We start from the raw sequence: 17,140 nt of genomic DNA on the forward strand, positions 1-17,140 counted from the left end.
ATCCGCGAGACGAAGAAGTCGCGCAGGGCGCCCTCCACGAGATCGGGGAACAAGGCGGTGGGCACGGGTTCGGATCCGGTGAACAGGGCGTCCTCCTGGTCGTGTGTGGAGCGGCCCGTCGGGCGACGGCGGGGGCGGCCCGATCGCGCGACGAAACGCGCCGAGTCCACCCGCGCCCAGCCTATCCGGCGGCCGGGGGGCTTGCCCCGGTTCGGCCCGCTCCGACGTGCCCCTATGCTGGTCGGGTGACATTCGATTCCGACAGCGGGCCGGTCGGCGGTGGAGAATCCCGTACGCCGTCGGTGGTGGACCGTCTCCGTGCGCCCCGCGGCGCACGCATCCCGTTCTCGGTGGAGTTCTCCCCGCCGCGCGACGCCGACGCGGAGGCGCGCCTGTGGCGCGCCGTGCGCGAGTTCGAACGCCTCGGCCCGGCCTTCGTGTCGATGACGTACGGAGCGGGTGGTTCCACCCGGGACCGCACCGTGCGGGTCACCGGCCAGCTGGCGCAGGAAACCACGCTCCTGCCGGTCGCGCACCTGACCGCCGTCGGGCACAGCATCGACGAACTGCGCGCCATGGTCGGTGCCTACGCCGATCGCGGTATCACCAACATCCTCGCGTTGCGAGGTGACCCGCCGGGCAATCCGCTGGGTGAATGGACCCGGCATCCGCAGGGGCTCGAGTACGCGGAGGAACTCGTCCGTTTGGTCCGCGACCTCGGTGACTTCCATGTGGGGGTGGCGTCGTTCCCCGAGGCGCACCACCGCTCCCCGGACCTCGAGCACGACACGCGGTATCTCGTCCACAAGCTGCGCGCGGGCGCCGAGTACTCGATCACCCAGATGTTCTTCGACGTCGAGGACTACCTGCGACTGCGGGACCGGGTCGTGGCCTACGATCCGGAGCAGGGAGCCAAACCGATCATCCCGGAGATCATGCCGATCACGTCATTGCGCACGGCGCGGCGCAGCCTCGAGCTGTCCGGGTCGAAGCTGCCGGCCACCCTCGAAGAGCGCCTCGTCCGGGCCGCCGGGAACGGCCCGGAGGAGGACCGTGCCGCCGTGCGGGAAGTGGGCATCGACGTCGCCACCGAGATGGCGGAGCGGCTCATCGCCGAGGGCGCGCCCTGCCTGCACTTCATCACCCTGAACTTCGCGCGGGCCACCCGCGAAGTGCTCGCCCGTCTCGGCATCGCGGTGCCCACGGCGGTCTGACCGGACGCTCGGAGCGGGGCACTCAGGGCAGGGGCACTCAGGGCAGGGGCACTCAGGGCAGGGGCACTCAGGGCAGGGGCACTCAGGGCAGGGGCACTCAGGGCAGGGGCACTCAGGGCAGGGGCACTCAGGGCAGGGGCACTCAGGGCAGGGGCACTCAGGGCAGGGGCACTCAGGGCAGGGGCACTCAGGGCAGGGGCACTCAGGGCAGGGGCACTCAGGGCAGGGGCACTCAGGGCAGGGGCACTCAGGGCAGGGGCACTCAGGGCAGGGGCACTCAGGGCAGGGGCACTCAGGGCAGGGGCACTCAGGGCAGGGGCACTCAGGGCAGGGGCACTCAGGGCAGGGGCACTCAGGGCAGGGGCACTCAGGGCAGGGGCACTCAGGGCAGGGGCACTCAGGGCAGGGGCACTCAGGGCAGGGGCACTCAGGGCAGGGGCCTGTCCTTCCAGCCGAGCCGGCCGGTGCGTCGCGCACGGAGCGAGTCGATCGCCAGCGCCGCGAACGCGCACACCCCGAACGGGTGGGTGCAGCCGGCCGCCACGTCGGACCGGTCGGGGCTGCCGCGTTCGGTCGCCCGGGCCACGGTCCGGGACACGATCGCCGCGGCGGTGCCCACGACCCCCCAGCGCCGGGCCGGTCCGGGACCGAGAACAACCGCCACGGGCGGCAGCACGTAGGTCACCGCGGCAGCGACGAGCACCGCCGCGGACCCGGCGGGGGAACCGAATGCCGACCACAGCCAACGCGTGTATCCGGCGCGCAGCGGCGCTGCGCCCTCGTACATACGGCAGGACGCGAGGTTGCCGGCCGCGGCCACCATGGTGCGCCGTCCGGACCGGCGCAGAGCCCGGGCGAGGTCGAGGTCCTCGGTGGGGCTGGCCGCGACGGCGACGTGTCCGCCCACGGCGGCGTACGCCGACGCGTCGAACACCAGGAACTGACCACACGAGACCGCCATCGACGGTCGGTTCGAGCGGTGGGACACCGCGATCGGCAGCGTCGCGAACCAGGACCAGAACAGCAGCGGCTGTACGAGGCGTTCGGCGGCGGACCCGGCCTGCTGGAAGGGCCACGGGGTGAGCAGGTGGGCCCGGCGGTCGCGCAGCACGGTCACCGCGGCCGCCACTGCACCCGGGGCCAACCGCACGTCCGCGTCGACGAAGGCGACCACGCCGGACGGATCGGTGGCCGCGTAGGCACGTGCGCACGCCGCGGCCTTGCCCGTCCACCCGGGGGGTGGTGGCGCGGTCGAGCGGATCACCGTGACGCGGGGATCGTCCCCGGCCGCGAGCCGGGCCGCCTCGGTCGTGCCGTCGACCGAGTCGTCGTCGAAGATCACCACCCGCAGCCGGCGCAGACCGCGCTGGGCGCGCAGATCCGCGACGAGCGGGGGCAGGCGACGGGCTTCGTTGCGGGCGGGGACGATCACCGTCACCGGTTCGTCGACGACAGCGCCGGGGGCGAGCCTGGGCAGGGTGAGGCGATTGGCGACAGCCACGGCGGCTCCCAGTGTCGCGGCGACGGCCCCGGCACGGACGACGCCGACCAGCGCCCGCATCGCCTACGACGCCGTCGCGTCGTCGCGAGCTCGCCGCGGGGGAGCGGGGTTGCGGTTCATCCAGGCGAGCGCTCCGATGATCGCCGCGACACCCGTCGTGACACCGGCGACGATGCCTGCCCAGCCGGCGAATCCCCTGGTGTTCGGATCGGCGTAGCGGACCTCGGCGCGCAACGTGCTCACCTCCCCGGCCGGCAGCTTCCACGTGACGATCGAATCGGAGTCACGGTTGCCGTTGGTCGTCGCGACCCGGGCCGGGAACGCGATCGTGATCTGCACGTCGGTGCCCTGGACGGGTACCGACTCGAGGTCGACCTTGCCGTTGACGCTCACCAGGTCGCCGGCGCGCTGCAGCGCGAGCTGGAAGGTGCCCGAGGTCTGGTCCGACATCGACCCCAGCTGTTGCACGTCCCCGAAGCTCAGATCACTGAAGAACACCTGACTACCGACGTACCCGTCCTGGTCGTACTCCTGCACGCGGACCTTGCCGGCGAGCGAGTCGGGAGCCGTCAGTTGCGGTCCCTTGTCGTTCTCGTCGGCGGGGATCGTCGCGGCCACGATCTGCCCGGAGACGCGGTCGTCGGCCGAGACCCCCATCGTCGCCTGCACCCGCAGGCACCCGGCGAGGACAGGGACGAGCAGGAGCAGGAGCGCCGCCGCCGCGAGGGACCGGCGGCGGGAGCGGGGCGAGGTGGGCGGCTGCACAGCGACATCGTGCCAGGAGCGGGGGGACGTGTCAGACGCGAGCCCCTACCCCGGCGCGTCGCCGCAGGGACCACAGCAGCGGGACGCCGAGCGTACTCATGACCGCCGCCCCGTAGAGAGCCGAGTACTTCAGCTCGGGTACGCCCAGGAAGACGCTGTGGGCGAGCGCGGACCCGAGCCACGTCCACAGGAACAGCACCAGTGGGACGGTGTCGGTGCCCGGCTGCACCGGTCCGGTCCGGTCGAGCAGATCCAATCCCACGGCCATCAGCGTGGCGACGACGATCCAGCCGAGGTAGTTGGTGAGCGGGATCTGCTCGAGACCGGGCAGGCCGCCGCCGTTGCACCAGCTCCACTGACCGTCGGAGACCATCTGCGGATCGAGGTACAGGTCCCAGCCGACCATCCCCACCGTGGTGAGTGCGATGCGGGTCACCCGCTCGCGGTTCCCGTCCGGCCGCGAGATCCCGCCGCGCCCGGCGAGCAGCGAAGCCACGTACCAGACCGGGTACATCCCCGCCGTCCAGGCGAGCGGCACCACGAGGGGCACGTCGAACAGCGCGGGACCGAGCCGGTCGACGGCGTATGCGTAGCAGCCGTACGGGTACCCGGTCGCCGTGCCCACCACCTCGGAGGCGAAGCCGACACCTGCCGTGATCGCGAAGAATCCGGCGGTCCAGACCGGGCCGCGTCGCGTCGCCGCGTGCGCGAGCCCGGCGGCCGCGAGGAGGGTGACCACGGCGACGGTGACGAGGTCGCGGGCCTGGCCGGAGGTCAGCGGGTAGGCGATCTGCGCGGCGATGGCACCGCCGGCGAGAACGACGGGAAGCCGGTTCATCGACGCCACCGCCCCAGCGCACGGCGCACCGGGCCACCCGCGGAATCGGCGAGCGCGCGCTGCGCGGCAGCGCGTCCGCTCGCGCCGGAGACCCCGCCCCCGGGGTGGGTGGACGCGCCGGTCAGATAGACCCCGTCGGCGCCCGGGACCCGGTGCCCGGACAGCTCCGGCAGCGGCCGCCACATGAACATCTGGTCCAGCGACATCTCCACGTGCATGACATTGCCGCCGAGCAGGCCCAGTTCGCGTTCGATCTCGTGCGGCGTCTGGATGTGCCGGTGCCGGACGGAGCCGGCGAAGCCGGGCGCGAACCGCTCCATCTCGGCGACGATCCGATCCGTCTCCGACTCGGCCAGCGCGGACCACTGCCGGCCGCCGGAGAGCCGGTACGGGTGCCACTGCGACCACAGGGTCACCTGGTGTTCGCCGGGCGGGGCGATCGACGGATCGAGCGCCGTGAAACTCATGGCCAGCACGGCCGGTCGCGGCGGCAGTTCCCCCGCCAGGGCGGCGCCGTGCGCGAGGCGGAGCCGGGCCCGGTCCTCGACGAGCAGCTGCAGACCGCGCACGGTCTCGGCGGCATCGGCGGGACCACTCGGATACCGGGGCAGCGCGTCGGTCGCCAGGCGTACCACCATGCCGATACCCGGACCGACGCGGATCCGTCGCCGCCACGCGTCGAGGCGGGCGCGGTCGAATCCGCCGCGTTCGAGCAGATCGAACGTGGTCAGCACGTGACAACCGGCGATCACGGCGCGCGCGGTGACGACCCGTCCGGAATCTGTGCGGACCGCCCAGCCGTCCCCGGCGCGGCGGATCTCGGTGACGGCGTCGCCGAGCGCGACGACGCCACCGTCGGACCCGAGACGGGCGGCCAGGGCCTGCGTCAGCGCGCCGCTCCCGCCGATCGCCCGGCCGGGCGGCAGGGTGTGCATCAACGCCGCGACGCCGACCATGGGTGCGGTGCCGGGCTCGGACATCGGGGGCCCGGACTGGGCGCCGAACCAGGCGAGGGCGGCTTTGAGCGGTTCGTCGTCGAAGTACTCGTCGAGGAGGGCGTCGCCGGTGCCGAGGAACTGGCGGGAGAGGTCGCTACCGCCGCTGCCGGTGTCGAGACCCCAGAAGGACGAGAGCAGGTGCCGGCCGGTCGGCGGCGCCGAGAACGAGCGCATCACGCGGGCGCTGCGCGGACCCCACACCGTCACGAAGCGGCGGTAGGCGTCGGCCTCGCGTGGACCGCACGCGGCCTCGACGGATCGGCACGTGCGGTCGAGATCGCGATGGAAGACGATCCCCGGGCGGTCGCTGCCCGCCGGGGCGGGAGCGAACGCCCACGGGTCGCAGTCGACATAGTGCAGGCCGTGCGCGGCCAGATCGAGTTCCTCGACGATGCCGGTGTGCCGGATCATGACGTGCGCCGACGAACCGCGGTCGACCGCGTGCCCCGGGAAGCGTTCCACGGTCGACACGGCGCCGCCGAGTACGGTGTCCCGCTCGAGCACCTCCACGGACCGGCCCGCGCGGGCGAGGTAGCACGCGCTCACCAGGGCGTTGTGCCCGGAACCCACTACGACCGCGTCGATCACCCTGTCCACGCTACGGACCTTCGAGCGGAAGGTCCCGGCCCAGGACGGCGAAGGGACGGGCGTCCCCGGTGAACCGGAAGTGGCGGACGACGTCGCGGAACCCGAATCGCCGGTACAACCGCCAGGCCCTGTTGTCCTCGCCGGGTGCCTCGGGAGTCGACAGCAGCACCGTGCGCTCGGGACGGTCGCTCAGCAGCCGGCGCAGGAGCGCCTCGCCGATACGGTGACCCTGGGCGTCCGGCCGCACGTGCAGCTCGGTCAGTTCGAAGTAGTCGCCGAGGACGGCGTCGATCGTCTCCGGGGGGTAGCCGGCGTGGCGCATCCCGGTCCGCACCTGCTGGTTCCACCACTGGTGTGGTGACCCGCAATAGCCGTAGGCGATCGCGACGAGCGTCGACGGCTCCTCCGGCAGAGCCGCCGCGACGGCCTTCCATCCCGGGCGGGCGGAGTGTTCGGACCACATGGGCGCACGGTGGTACTCGGTGCCGCGCGGGTATCGCATGGCGGCCACGTAGATGGGCAGCACCTCGGGCAGTCGCGCGCGGAACTCGGCGGCGGAGAGATCGACGACGATCGGTGCCGCGCCCCGCGGGGTCGCATCCGTACTCATGACGGGGACTGGACCGCCTTCCCTTGACTGCGTGTCGGTAGGTGCAGCTATATTGAATACGTCGAACGGATGTTCGATACCGGGGATCCGGTGATGTTCGAGGGAAGCGAACATCACCGGATCGTCGGGGCCGTGACCCGGCCGGTGCCCGGCGGGGTGCAGGGAGGTGTTCGGAATGATGACCGCGGCACGAACCACACAGTCCGCTGCCACACCGTCGGCTGCCACACCGTCGGGTGCTACCGGTCCGCGGGCCGTCGGCCGTCCGGACTGCGCCGCCCGCCCGGTGTCCTCGCGCGCGGCAACCCTGCTCGACCGCGCGGACGAGTTGCTGTCGGCCGCCGCCGGCACCCCGGAGCCGTCCGAGCGGTTCCATCTGGCGTATCTCGCCGCGCTGCGCGGGGCCGGGGCCGTACTCGCGGGGGCCGAACTGCGGGCGGTCCACCGGCCGGCGCGTCGGCCCCGCACTCGCAACGCGTGGGTGCTCATGGCGCGCGCGGAGCCGGGATTCGCGGTCTGGGCCGACTTCTTCGCCGATCGTTCCGACACGCGCGCGGCGATCGAGGCGGGGGTCACCCGCTCCGTACCTGCCGACGAGGCGAGCCGCTTCTACGACGAGGTGGGCCGTTTCCTCCACGAGGTCGAGGACTACCTGACCGGCGCCGACGACCGCTCGGGGGGCGCAGAACCCGGCTCCGGAGCCGGCCGCCGCAGCGCATGATCGATGCGCGACGCAGCCCGGGTCGTTCGACGGCCCGGGCCGGGTCCGTCGGCCTCTCGTATGCAGGTCCTTCGGAACCGTGATCGAACTCGAATCCGCAGTTGGTGGTCCCCGCCGGGATGTACTCGTATTATTGAGCCAGGCGGCCGTCAAAGTCGGCCCCCCGTCGATCTGGACCGCAGATCCGGCGGCCACCGTTTAGTGCCGGGGGAGGTACCGTGCCACTCTCCGAGCACGAGCAGCGCATGCTCGAACAGATCGAGAGCGCGCTCTATGCTGAGGATCCCAAGTTCGCCTCTACCGTCCGGGGAAGCCGGATGGGGATGGCGTCCAGTCGGCGTCGGCTCCAGGCCGGCGCGTTGTTCGCACTGGGTTTGGCGTTGCTGATCGCGGGCGTCGCCCTCCCGGTGAAGCCGGGCGGGTTCCCGATCATCAGTCTCGTCGGATTCATCGTCATGTTCGGCGCGGGGGTCCTGCTCCTCCTCGGAGGCAAGCGCGGTCCAGGCGTCGGCGACGGTCCCCGCGGATCAGGTCGCGGTCCCGCGGAAGGTAGATCCCGCGGCGGCCGCAAGTCCGGCGGAGGGTTCAGCAAGAGGATGGAGGACCGCTTCCGTCGGCGTTTCGAGCAGGAGTAGCGCGCAGTACTTCACGCGAGTTCCCATGAACGGCGCGTCCCGGTAACCGGGGCGCGCCGTTCGGCTTCTCCCGGCGCGGCGGCGGGCGGCCCGCCGCCCCCACCGCACCCGACCGTCGTCCCCCACCTCTCCCCACCGCCCCCTCGCCGCCGTGCCCCACCGCGCCCCACTGCGGCGCCCGGCTCCGGTGAGCGGCCGTCGAGGCCGAGGCGACCAGGGTGTTCTCCCGGGCCCGAGTCCGTCGTCTCGCGGCGGGCCCGAGTCTCCCGCGGCGCGGCGGCACCGGCCTCGTCGTCGTCACCCACTCCGCCCCACCCGCCGTGAACTGCGGACGGTCGGAAAACGGCGCCGCGCGTGGGCGCGTAAGCGGTTGAACGTGGGGGAAAGTGGGGTAGTGTGGGTCGCGGCGGAGGGGTTCCTCCGTCGAGCGAAGGACAGGGTCCGGCCGGGGCGTGGCGGGGGGTGTCGAGTGTTCCTCGGTACCCACACGCCCAAGCTGGACGACAAGGGGCGGCTCACGCTGCCCGCGAAGTACCGAGACGAACTGGCGGGAGGGCTGATGATCACGAAGGGTCAGGACCACAGCCTTTCCGTCTTCCCGCGCGACGAGTTCGCCGCCCTGGCCGAGCGTGCCGCCGCGGCCTCGCGGAGTAATCCGCAGGCCCGCGCGTTCCTTCGGAGCCTGGCGGCGGGAACCGACGAGCAACGTCCCGATGCGCAGGGCCGGATCACCCTGTCCGCGGCCCACCGCAAGTACGCGGGACTCACGAAGGACTGCGTCGTGATCGGTGCCGTCAAACATCTGGAGATCTGGGACGCGGCGGCGTGGGAGCAGTACCTCGCCGAGCACGAGGAAGAATTTTCCGAAGCGAGAGACGAGGCCCTGCACGACATTCTGTGACCGGAACCGCAGCAACGACCGTAGTGCCACCGCGGCGAGTGCCGCGAGGCCTCTGCCCGACAGCGACCCTGACACACTTCCCCAGTGCCAGGTTCGTGAAACGGAACCCTGACGTACTTCCCCAACGCCAGGTTTCCAGTTCGGACAGAGACCTCGATGCATTCGCCGCGGTCGTCTCCGGACCCCGCCGCGACCCCCACCGAAGCCACGATCCGATCGCCCACGAACCGAGCAGGACAACCGGAGGAAGAATGGCGGAGGGGCAGGACGCGGCGGCGATTCCGGAGGCCGCGAGTCCGGAGAGCTTCGGTCATGTCCCCGTTCTGCTCGACCGCGCCGACGAGTTGCTCGGCCCCGCCCTCGAAGCCGCCGGTGCGGGCGCGATCTACGTGGACGCCACCCTCGGTCTCGGCGGACACTCCGAGCACTTCCTGCGCACCTACCCGGGGGCGCACCTGATCGGACTCGATCGCGACCCCGACGCCCTCGCCGTCGCCCGCCGGCGGCTCGCACCGTACGCCGACCGCACGCAGTTCGTGCACACCCGTTACGACGGCATCGCCGACGCCCTCGCCTCCTGCGGACTGGATCGGGTCGGATCCGTCCATGCGATCCTGTTCGACCTCGGCGTGTCCTCGATGCAGCTCGACGAGACCGAGCGGGGCTTCGCCTACTCCCGCGACGCCCCGCTGGACATGCGCATGGACCCCACCACGGGGATGACCGCGGCCGACGTCCTCAACACCTACAGCCACGGCGACCTCGCCCGCATCCTCAGCACCTACGGGGAGGAGCGGTTCGCCGGGAAGATCGCCTCGGAGATCGTGCGCCAGCGGGCGAAGGCGCCGCTGCGCACGAGCGGGGAGCTGGTGGAGTTGCTCTACCGGACCATCCCGGCCGCGTCCCGCCGAACCGGCGGGCATCCCGCCAAGCGCACGTTCCAGGCGCTGCGCGTCGAGGTCAACGGCGAACTCGACTCGCTGCGGGCCGCGATCCCGGACGCCCTGGATGCGCTCGCCGTCGGGGGACGGGTGGTGTTCATGTCGTACCAGTCCCTCGAGGATCGTGTGGTCAAGCAGATCCTCACGCCGCTGACGAAGTCGAAGAGCCCCGAGGGCCTCCCGGTGGAACTTCCGGGTACCGAGCCCGAGCTGCGGGTGCTTACCCGCGGCGCGGAACGGGCGACGGAGCAGGAGATCGAGGCAAACCCGCGTTCGGCGCCGGTGCGCCTGCGTGCCGCGGAACGAATCGCCAGGAGGTACCGATGACCGTACAGGTGGCAGCACCTGCCCGCCGTCCGGCGCGATCGACGGCCGCCCAGCGCGCCTATCAGCGGCGCAGTCGGCGTACGGCACATCTGGCCGCGGAGTCGACGACCCCCGCCCGGGCCCGCCGCAGCGGTCGTGTGGCGGCGCGAATTCCGTTCGTGGCCACCATCATCGCTCTCCTCGGGATCGGCATGGCCGTGACCCTCCTGTTGACCACGCGCGCCGCGGAGGACTCCTACCAGCTCAGCGCCGCGCGCGACTACAACCAGCGCCTCGTCCAGGAGCGCGCCGTCCTGCAGCGCGACGTCCAGGCCGGCAACTCGGCGCCGGTGCTGGCGATGCAGGCCGCGAAGCTCGGCATGATCCCCACCGGTGAGGTCGCCCGGCTCGTCGTCGGGGACGACGGCGGGGTACGGGTGGTGGGAACGCCCGCACCCGCCGAGGGGGCTCCGGCCGCGCCGCTGAACCCGCCGTCCCCCGATGACCGGACCCGGGCGCAGCTTCCACCCCTCGCGGGCAGCGCGGGCAGCGAGAACCCGCGACCGGTGACCCCGTCGGCCGGCGCCGATCGGTCCGCCGCGCCCTCCGGTGCTGCCGGCGGTGAGGCTCCCACCGCGACGACATCCCCGCTCACTCCGCCGTCCGCCGAGTCTGCCCCGGCACCCGAGTCCGCCACGCCGTCGCCCGGCAATGCCGGGGCCGCACCCGGTCAGCCGGAACAATTGGTGCCCGTGACCCCTGCGACGCAAGCCGAGGACGGGCGCCGGTGAGGCGAGGGACCCCACCGTCTTCCCGGCCGGTCCGCGGCCGCCCCGCCCCCTCCCGCCGGCCGATGCCCGTCCGGCGGGCCCGCTCCCGCCGGGTCTCCGGCGGGGCCGACACCACCGGGTTCCGGTTCCGCTACCGGTACGGCCGCGCGGTGATGTTCCTGGCGCTCGGGGTCGCGGCCGCACAACTGCTGTGGGTGCAGGTCGTCCAGGCTCCGCAGTTGACCGCCGAATCGGCCAGCCAGCGCACGACGCGGCTCGTCGAGCCCGCCACCCGCGGCACCATCGCCGACCGGAACGGCAATCCGCTGGCCTACACGATGGAGGCCAAGGCGCTGACGTTCCAGCCCGTGCGGGTGCGGCGGGAACTCGACGAGGCGCGGGCCGAGGACCCGACCCAGCCCGAGACCGACGCGTATCTGGAAGGCGTCGCCGCCGCGATCCACGAGGCGCTGGGCGCGGCCGCTCCCGAGGACGCGATCCTCGACAAGCTGCGCAGCGACGAGACGTTCGTCTATCTGGCGCGAGGCGTCGACCCGGCGGTTGCCACCGCGATCGTCGACGAATACGACCGGGTGGGTCTCGAGCGTCAGGACATCCGGCTGTATCCCGGCGGTGCGCTCGCCGCCAATCTCGTCGGTGCGACCGGCTGGGACGGGCACGGCCTCCTCGGCCTCGAGGACGCCATGGACTCCGTGCTCGCCGGCACCGATGGTTCGTCGACGTACGATCGGGGCTCCGACGGCGCGGTGATCCCCGGCAGCTGGCGCGATCAGCAGCCCGCCGTCGACGGCTCCGCGGTGGAGCTGACCATCGATTCCGACATCCAGTACTACGTGCAGCAGCAGGTTCAGCGGGCCAAGGACCTGTCCGGGGCGAAGAACGCCTCCGCCGTCGTGCTCGACGCCCGGACCGGCGAGGTCGTCGCCATGGCCAACGACGGTACGTTCGACCCCTCGATCGGGGTCGGCAACAACCCGAAGGACGCCGAACTCGGCAACCCCGCCGTCAGCACCCCCTTCGAACCGGGATCGGTGAACAAGATCGTCACCGCCGCCGCCGCGATCGAGGACGGGCTCACCACCCCGGACGAGGTGCTGCAGGTGCCCGGCACGATCCGGATGGCCGGCGTCACCGTCAAGGACGCATGGGACCACGGCGTCGTGCCCTACACCACGACCGGTGTGTTCGGAAAATCCTCCAACGTCGGGACTCTGATGCTCGCCGAACGGGTCGGTGAGGACCGGTTCGCGCAGATGCTCGACCTGTTCGGCCTCGGGCAGCGCACCGACGTGGGCCTGCCCGGCGAGTCCGCCGGCAGCGTGCCCAGTCGCGAGCAGTGGTCCGGTGGCACGTTCGCCAACCTGCCGATCGGGCAGGGTCTGTCCATGACGCTGCTGCAGATGGCCGGGATCTACCAGGCCGTCGCCAACGACGGCGAGCGGATCCCGCCGCGCGTTGTCCGCGCCGTCGTGGCCCCGGACGGCACCCGCACCGAAACACCCCGGCCGGAGCCGGTGCGGGTGGTCAGCCCGCAGACCGCCGCCACGGTGCGCGACATGTTCCGAGCCGTGGTGCAGGACGACACCGGCAATCAGCGCGGCACCGGTACCCCGGCCGCGATCGAGGGCTACCAGGTCTCGGGCAAGACCGGCACCGCCCAGCAGGTCGACCCGGCCTGCAAGTGCTACTCGAACTCGAACTACTGGATCACCTTCGCCGGGATCGCGCCCGCCGACCGTCCCCGCTACGTGATCGGCATCATGCTCGATGCGCCCACCCGCAGCGCCGACGGCAGTGGCGGCCAGTCCGCCGCACCGCTGTTCCACACGATCGCCTCGTGGTTGCTGCAGCGCGAGGGCGTGCCGCTGTCGGCCGACCCGGGCAGCAAACTGATCCTGCAGGTGGACTGAGCCGCGCGGGTGCGGTCGATCGCCGAGCACCTGTCGGCGCCGCCGCCACCCGTCGGTAACCTGACACGTCGGTACCGTGACACCGCGGTCGAGCCCGGGCACATGGCGGCCGCGGGAGTACGAAGAACGGCAGAGACACTGCCGCGGAGCGAGAGGAGCCTGGTGCCTGTGCCGTCGAGTCCGGACCCGTCCCCGCCGGGAGGCGGCCTGAGACCCGAGCATCCACCGGTGACGCCACTCCGCGACCTTGCTGCCGCCGTGGGCGCGACCGTCGGCACCGTCGAACCGGGCGTCGCGGCCGCCACGACTCCCGTCGCCGACGTGTCCGTGACCGGGGTCGACCTCCGCGCCCAGGGGGTGCGGCCCGGTGACCTGTTCGCCGCCCTGCCGGGCGCCCGCGCGCACGGCGCCGAGTACGCGGCGGAGGCGCTGGAGCGCGGCGCCGTCGCCGTCCTCACCGACGCCGCCGGCTGCGAACGCCTCGCCGCCGTCGTCACCCGTCCCGTGCCGGTGCTGATCCATCCGGATCCGCGGTCGGTCCTCGGCATCGTCTCCGCCGCCGTCTACGGCGAACCGTCGCAGCACATCCAGGTCGTCGGGATCACCGGCACCTCCGGCAAGACCACCAGCTCCTATCTGGTCGAGGCGGGACTCGCCGCGGCCGGGCGGGTGACCGGCCTGGTGGGCACCATCGAGACCCGGCTCGCCGGCCGGCGCGTACCCAGCGCGCTCACCACCCCCGAGGCTCCGCAACTGCACGCCCTGTTCGCGGCCATGCGCGAGCAGGGCATCGACACCGTGGTGATGGAGGTCTCGAGCCACGCCCTGTCCCTCGGCCGGGTCGCCGGGGTCCGCTTCGCGGTCGGTGCCTTCACGAACCTGTCCCAGGACCACCTCGACTTCCATCGTGACCTCGACGACTACTTCGGCGCGAAGGCCCGGTTGTTCGCGGCGGACTCGCCCGTACGGGCGCACCGCGCCGTCGTGTGCGTCGACGACGAGTGGGGCGTGCGGATGGCGGAGATCGCCCGGGCCGCCCACCCCGCCGAGCCCGACGCCGTGCGCACCGTCGCCACCACCGGCGCGGCCGACTGGACCGCGACGGCGGTGCGCACCGATCCGTCCGGCTCCCAGACGTTCACCCTCACCGGCCCCGACGCCGCCGAGCGGCGCGTTGCGGTGCGCCTGCCCGGCCACTTCAACGTCGCCAACGCCGCCCTCGCCGTCGCGGTGTGCGCGGCCGCCGGGGTCGACGTCGACGCCGCGGCCGCGGGCATCGCCGACGTCGACGTGCCCGGGCGCGTCGAGCGGGTCGACCGCGGTCAGGGATTCCTCGCCGTCGTCGACTACGCGCACAAGCCTGCTGCGCTCGAGGCCGTCGTCGCGACGCTGCGCGGGCGGGCGGGCGGTGGCCGCCTCGCCGTCGTCGTCGGCGCCGGCGGCGACCGGGACCACGGCAAGCGGCCCCTGATGGGTGAGGTCGGAGCCCGGGGAGCGGACCTGCTCGTCGTCACCGACGACAACCCCCGCACCGAGGACCCGGAGGTCATCCGGGCCGCGGTGCTCGCCGGTGCCCGCGCCGTCCCCGACCACCAGCGGGGACAGGTCCGCGAGATCGGCGACCGGGCGGCTGCCATCGAAGCGGCCGTGCGCTGGGCACGTCCGGGCGACATCGTCCTCGTGGCCGGCAAGGGCCACGAGACCGGTCAGGAGATCCACGGGGTCAAGCACCCCTTCGACGACCGCGAGGTGCTCGCCGCGGCCATCGACCGGTTCACCGGCGCAGGTAGCGAGCAGTACGGAGGCACCCGATGATCCCGATGACACTCGCCCGCATCGCGGAGGTGGTCGGCGGGACACTGCACGACGTCGACGACCCGGCCGTCGAGGTGACGGGCACCGTCGAGTTCGACTCCCGCAAGGTCACCCCGCACGGGCTGTTCCTCGCCCTGCCGGGAGCCCGTTCCGACGGGCACGATCACGCCGCCGAGGCGATCGCCGCCGGTGCCGCCGCGGTGCTCGCCGCCCGGCCGGTGGGTGTGCCCGCCGTCGTGGTGCCGCCGGTGCCGCCGGTCGAGACCAACTCGCTGGCTTTCGAGCACGACGCCGACGGTTCCGGCGCCGCGGTGCTCGCCGCGCTGGGTGCCCTCGCCCGCGCCGCGGTCGACGAACTCACCGCGGCCGGACTGACCGTCGTCGGCGTCACCGGCTCCGCCGGCAAGACCTCCACGAAGGACCTGCTCGCGGCGGTGCTCGCGCCGCTCGGTCCCGTCGTCGCACCGCCCGGCTCCTTCAACAACGAACTCGGACATCCGTGGACGGCGCTGCGCGCGACCCCCGACACCCGGTTCCTGGTCCTGGAGATGTCGGCGCGCGGACCCGGGCACATCGCGGCCCTCGCCACCGTCGCCCCGCCACGGATCGGGGCGGTACTCAACGTCGGCACCGCCCACCTGGGGGAATTCGGTTCCCGGGAGGTCATCGCGCGGACGAAGGGCGAGCTCGTCGAAGCCCTGCCGCCCGCCGCGGAGGGCGGCGTGGCGATCCTCAACGCCGACGATCCGCTGGTCGCCGCGATGGCGCCCCGCACCCGTGCCCGCGTCGTGTTCGTCGGCAGCGACCCGGCCGCGCACGTCCGGGCGACCGACGTCCACCTCGACGAGCACGCCCGGCCCACGTTCACCCTGGTCGTGCGCGACGGCGACACCGAGCGCCGCGCCGCGGTCACCCTCGCGGTGCACGGCGAGCACCACATCGGCAACGCCCTCGCGGCCGCGGCCGTCGCCCTCGAGTGCGGCGCCACCCTCGAGCAGGTCGCGACCGCGCTCGGCGGCGCCGGCGCGGTGTCGGCGCACCGCATGGACGTGCGCACCCGCGCCGACGGCGTCACCGTCGTCGACGACGCCTACAACGCGAACCCCGATTCGATGCGCGCGGCGCTCAAGGCGCTGGTGACGATGGCGCGCGCGGGCGAGAGCCCGCGCCGGACCTGGGCGGTGCTGGGGGAGATGGGTGAACTCGGGGACGAGTCGGTCGTCGAGCACGACGCGATCGGCCGGCTCGCGGTGCGCCTGGACGTCACCCGCATCGTCGCGGTCGGCGCGACGCGTCCGGTCCGCGGTCTCTACCAGGGTGCGGTGATGGAAGGATCCTGGGGCGACGAGGCGACCCACGTCCCCGACGCCGACGCGGCGATCGCGCTCCTCGAGCGCGAACTGCAGCCCGGCGACCTGGTGCTGGTCAAGGCCTCGCAGTCCGTCCGGCTGTGGACGGTGGCGGAGGCGATCCTCGCAGGATCGGTGGGCACGGCAGGAACGGAAACGGAGGCCGCACGGTGAGACAGATCCTCTTCGCCGCGGGAATCGCACTGGCGGTGTCGATCCTGCTGACGCCGGTGCTGATCAAGGCGTTCTCGCGGCAGGGATTCGGCCAGGAGATCCGCGTCGAGGGACCGCAGAGCCATCAGTCAAAGCGCGGCACCCCGACGATGGGCGGCGTGGCGATCCTCGCCGGCCTGTGGGCCGGCTACTTCGGCGCGCACGCCATCGGCCTGGCCTACGAGGGCGCGGAGGGACCGTCGGCCTCGGGCCTGCTCGTGCTGGGTCTGACCACCGCGCTCGGCGGCGTCGGCTTCCTCGACGACTTCATCAAGATCCGCAAGCAGCGCAACCTGGGCCTGAACAAGACCGCCAAACTGGTCGGCCAGCTCGTCGCCGCCGTCGCCTTCGGCATCCTCGCCCTGCAGTTCCGCAACGGCGACGGGCTCACCCCCGGCAGCACCCACCTGTCCTACGTGCGCGACATCGCCACGGTCTCGATGGGTGCGGTGGTGTTCATCCTCTTCGTGTACCTGCTCGTGAGCGCGTGGTCCAATGCCGTCAACCTCACCGACGGCCTCGACGGCCTCGCCGCGGGATCGATGAGCCTGGTACTCGGCGCCTACGTGATCATCACGTTCTGGCAGTACCGCAACTCGTGCGTCGCCGACCCCGGCAAGGGCTGCTACGACGTACGGGACCCGCTCGACCTGGCGTTGCTGTGCGCCGCCGGCGCCGCCGCGTGCATCGGTTTCCTGTGGTGGAACGCCGCCCCCGCGAAGATCTTCATGGGGGACACCGGCTCGCTCGCCCTCGGCGGCATGCTCGCGGGTCTGTCCGTCACGACGCGCACCGAGCTGCTGATGGTCGTCATCGGTGCCCTGTTCGTCGCCGAGGCGGCGTCCGTGGTCATTCAGGTTGCGGTGTTCCGGTCCAGCCGGCGTCGCGTGTTCCGGATGGCGCCGTTCCATCACCACTTCGAACTCGGCGGCTGGGCCGAGACGACGGTGATCATCCGGTTCTGGTTGCTCGCGGCCATCGCCTCGGCCATCGGCATGGCCCTGTTCTACAGCGAATACCTAGCGGCGATCGGGGACTGACACC

General features: G+C 72.6%; 15 protein-coding genes. 10 read left to right on the plus strand and 5 right to left on the minus strand.

Going from position 1 to position 17,140, the window contains the following annotated elements:
- Positions 1 to 245 precede the first annotated feature (245 nt).
- Entirely contained in the window at positions 246 to 1,214 is a 969-nt protein-coding gene (gene metF / locus OEY_RS0113420; RefSeq protein ID WP_172603580.1) for a methylenetetrahydrofolate reductase [NAD(P)H], read from the plus strand.
- Between the two features lie 427 nt (positions 1,215 to 1,641).
- On the opposite strand, the gene OEY_RS0113425 is transcribed toward metF, so the two are convergent.
- From OEY_RS0113425 to OEY_RS0113445, 5 genes are read right to left on the minus strand one after another with little or no spacing between them, the layout of a single operon-like run.
- Positions 1,642 to 2,775 (minus strand): glycosyltransferase, encoded by a 1,134-nt coding sequence (locus OEY_RS0113425; RefSeq protein ID WP_010594374.1) that lies wholly within the window; start codon positions 2,773 to 2,775, stop codon positions 1,642 to 1,644.
- Positions 2,776 to 2,778: 3 nt separating this feature from the next.
- A complete protein-coding gene (locus tag OEY_RS0113430) occupies positions 2,779 to 3,480 on the minus strand; it encodes an LppM family (lipo)protein (protein WP_010594375.1) in 702 nt (233 codons plus the stop codon).
- Between the two features lie 31 nt (positions 3,481 to 3,511).
- Complete coding sequence (locus OEY_RS0113435; RefSeq protein WP_010594376.1) at positions 3,512 to 4,318, minus strand: carotenoid biosynthesis protein; 807 nt, start codon at positions 4,316 to 4,318, stop codon at positions 3,512 to 3,514.
- Entirely contained in the window at positions 4,315 to 5,904 is a 1,590-nt protein-coding gene (locus OEY_RS0113440; protein ID WP_010594377.1) for a phytoene desaturase family protein, read from the minus strand. Before OEY_RS0113440 ends, OEY_RS0113435 begins: the two co-directional genes overlap by 4 nt.
- A gap of 10 nt (positions 5,905 to 5,914) precedes the next feature.
- Positions 5,915 to 6,514: a GNAT family N-acetyltransferase gene (locus OEY_RS0113445; RefSeq protein ID WP_010594378.1), complete on the minus strand. Its 600-nt coding sequence runs from the start codon at positions 6,512 to 6,514 to the stop codon at positions 5,915 to 5,917.
- Between the two features lie 286 nt (positions 6,515 to 6,800).
- Between OEY_RS0113445 and OEY_RS28440 the strand changes: the two genes are divergently transcribed.
- The 9 genes from OEY_RS28440 to mraY all read left to right on the plus strand — a co-directional run bounded on the left by OEY_RS28440 (position 6,801) and on the right by mraY (position 17,136).
- A complete protein-coding gene (locus tag OEY_RS28440; RefSeq protein ID WP_043805390.1) occupies positions 6,801 to 7,235 on the plus strand; it encodes an SAV_6107 family HEPN domain-containing protein in 435 nt (144 codons plus the stop codon).
- A gap of 218 nt (positions 7,236 to 7,453) precedes the next feature.
- Positions 7,454 to 7,870 carry a DUF3040 domain-containing protein gene (locus OEY_RS0113455; RefSeq protein WP_010594380.1) on the plus strand — a complete coding sequence of 139 codons (417 nt, stop codon included), beginning with the start codon at positions 7,454 to 7,456 and terminating at the stop codon, positions 7,868 to 7,870.
- Between the two features lie 469 nt (positions 7,871 to 8,339).
- A complete protein-coding gene (gene mraZ, locus OEY_RS0113460; protein ID WP_010594381.1) occupies positions 8,340 to 8,771 on the plus strand; it encodes a division/cell wall cluster transcriptional repressor MraZ in 432 nt (143 codons plus the stop codon).
- A gap of 251 nt (positions 8,772 to 9,022) precedes the next feature.
- A complete protein-coding gene (gene rsmH, locus OEY_RS0113465) occupies positions 9,023 to 10,039 on the plus strand; it encodes a 16S rRNA (cytosine(1402)-N(4))-methyltransferase RsmH (protein ID WP_010594382.1) in 1,017 nt (338 codons plus the stop codon).
- A 137-nt stretch (positions 10,040 to 10,176) separates the two neighbouring features.
- Positions 10,177 to 10,809 carry a hypothetical protein gene (locus OEY_RS0113470; protein ID WP_010594383.1) on the plus strand — a complete coding sequence of 211 codons (633 nt, stop codon included), beginning with the start codon at positions 10,177 to 10,179 and terminating at the stop codon, positions 10,807 to 10,809.
- Between the two features lie 62 nt (positions 10,810 to 10,871).
- The gene (locus OEY_RS0113475) at positions 10,872 to 12,719 is read left to right on the plus strand and encodes a peptidoglycan D,D-transpeptidase FtsI family protein (RefSeq protein ID WP_010594384.1); all 1,848 of its coding nucleotides are present in this window, start codon (positions 10,872 to 10,874) and stop codon (positions 12,717 to 12,719) included.
- A 228-nt stretch (positions 12,720 to 12,947) separates the two neighbouring features.
- Positions 12,948 to 14,534, plus strand: a complete 1,587-nt coding sequence (locus tag OEY_RS0113480; RefSeq protein ID WP_043805392.1) for a UDP-N-acetylmuramoyl-L-alanyl-D-glutamate--2,6-diaminopimelate ligase — start codon at positions 12,948 to 12,950, stop codon at positions 14,532 to 14,534.
- On the plus strand, positions 14,531 to 16,057 hold the full coding sequence (locus OEY_RS0113485; protein ID WP_010594386.1) for a UDP-N-acetylmuramoyl-tripeptide--D-alanyl-D-alanine ligase: 1,527 nt from the start codon (positions 14,531 to 14,533) through the stop codon (positions 16,055 to 16,057). The genes OEY_RS0113480 and OEY_RS0113485 overlap by 4 nt, the downstream gene beginning before the upstream one ends.
- Entirely contained in the window at positions 16,054 to 17,136 is a 1,083-nt protein-coding gene (mraY, locus tag OEY_RS0113490; RefSeq protein WP_003934158.1) for a phospho-N-acetylmuramoyl-pentapeptide-transferase, read from the plus strand. The genes OEY_RS0113485 and mraY overlap by 4 nt, the downstream gene beginning before the upstream one ends.
- The last annotated feature ends 4 nt before the right edge of the window (positions 17,137 to 17,140 follow it).

It is taken from the genome of Rhodococcus sp. P14, assembly GCF_000256505.1.
Taxonomy (GTDB): Bacteria; Actinomycetota; Actinomycetes; order Mycobacteriales; family Mycobacteriaceae; genus Rhodococcus; species Rhodococcus ruber.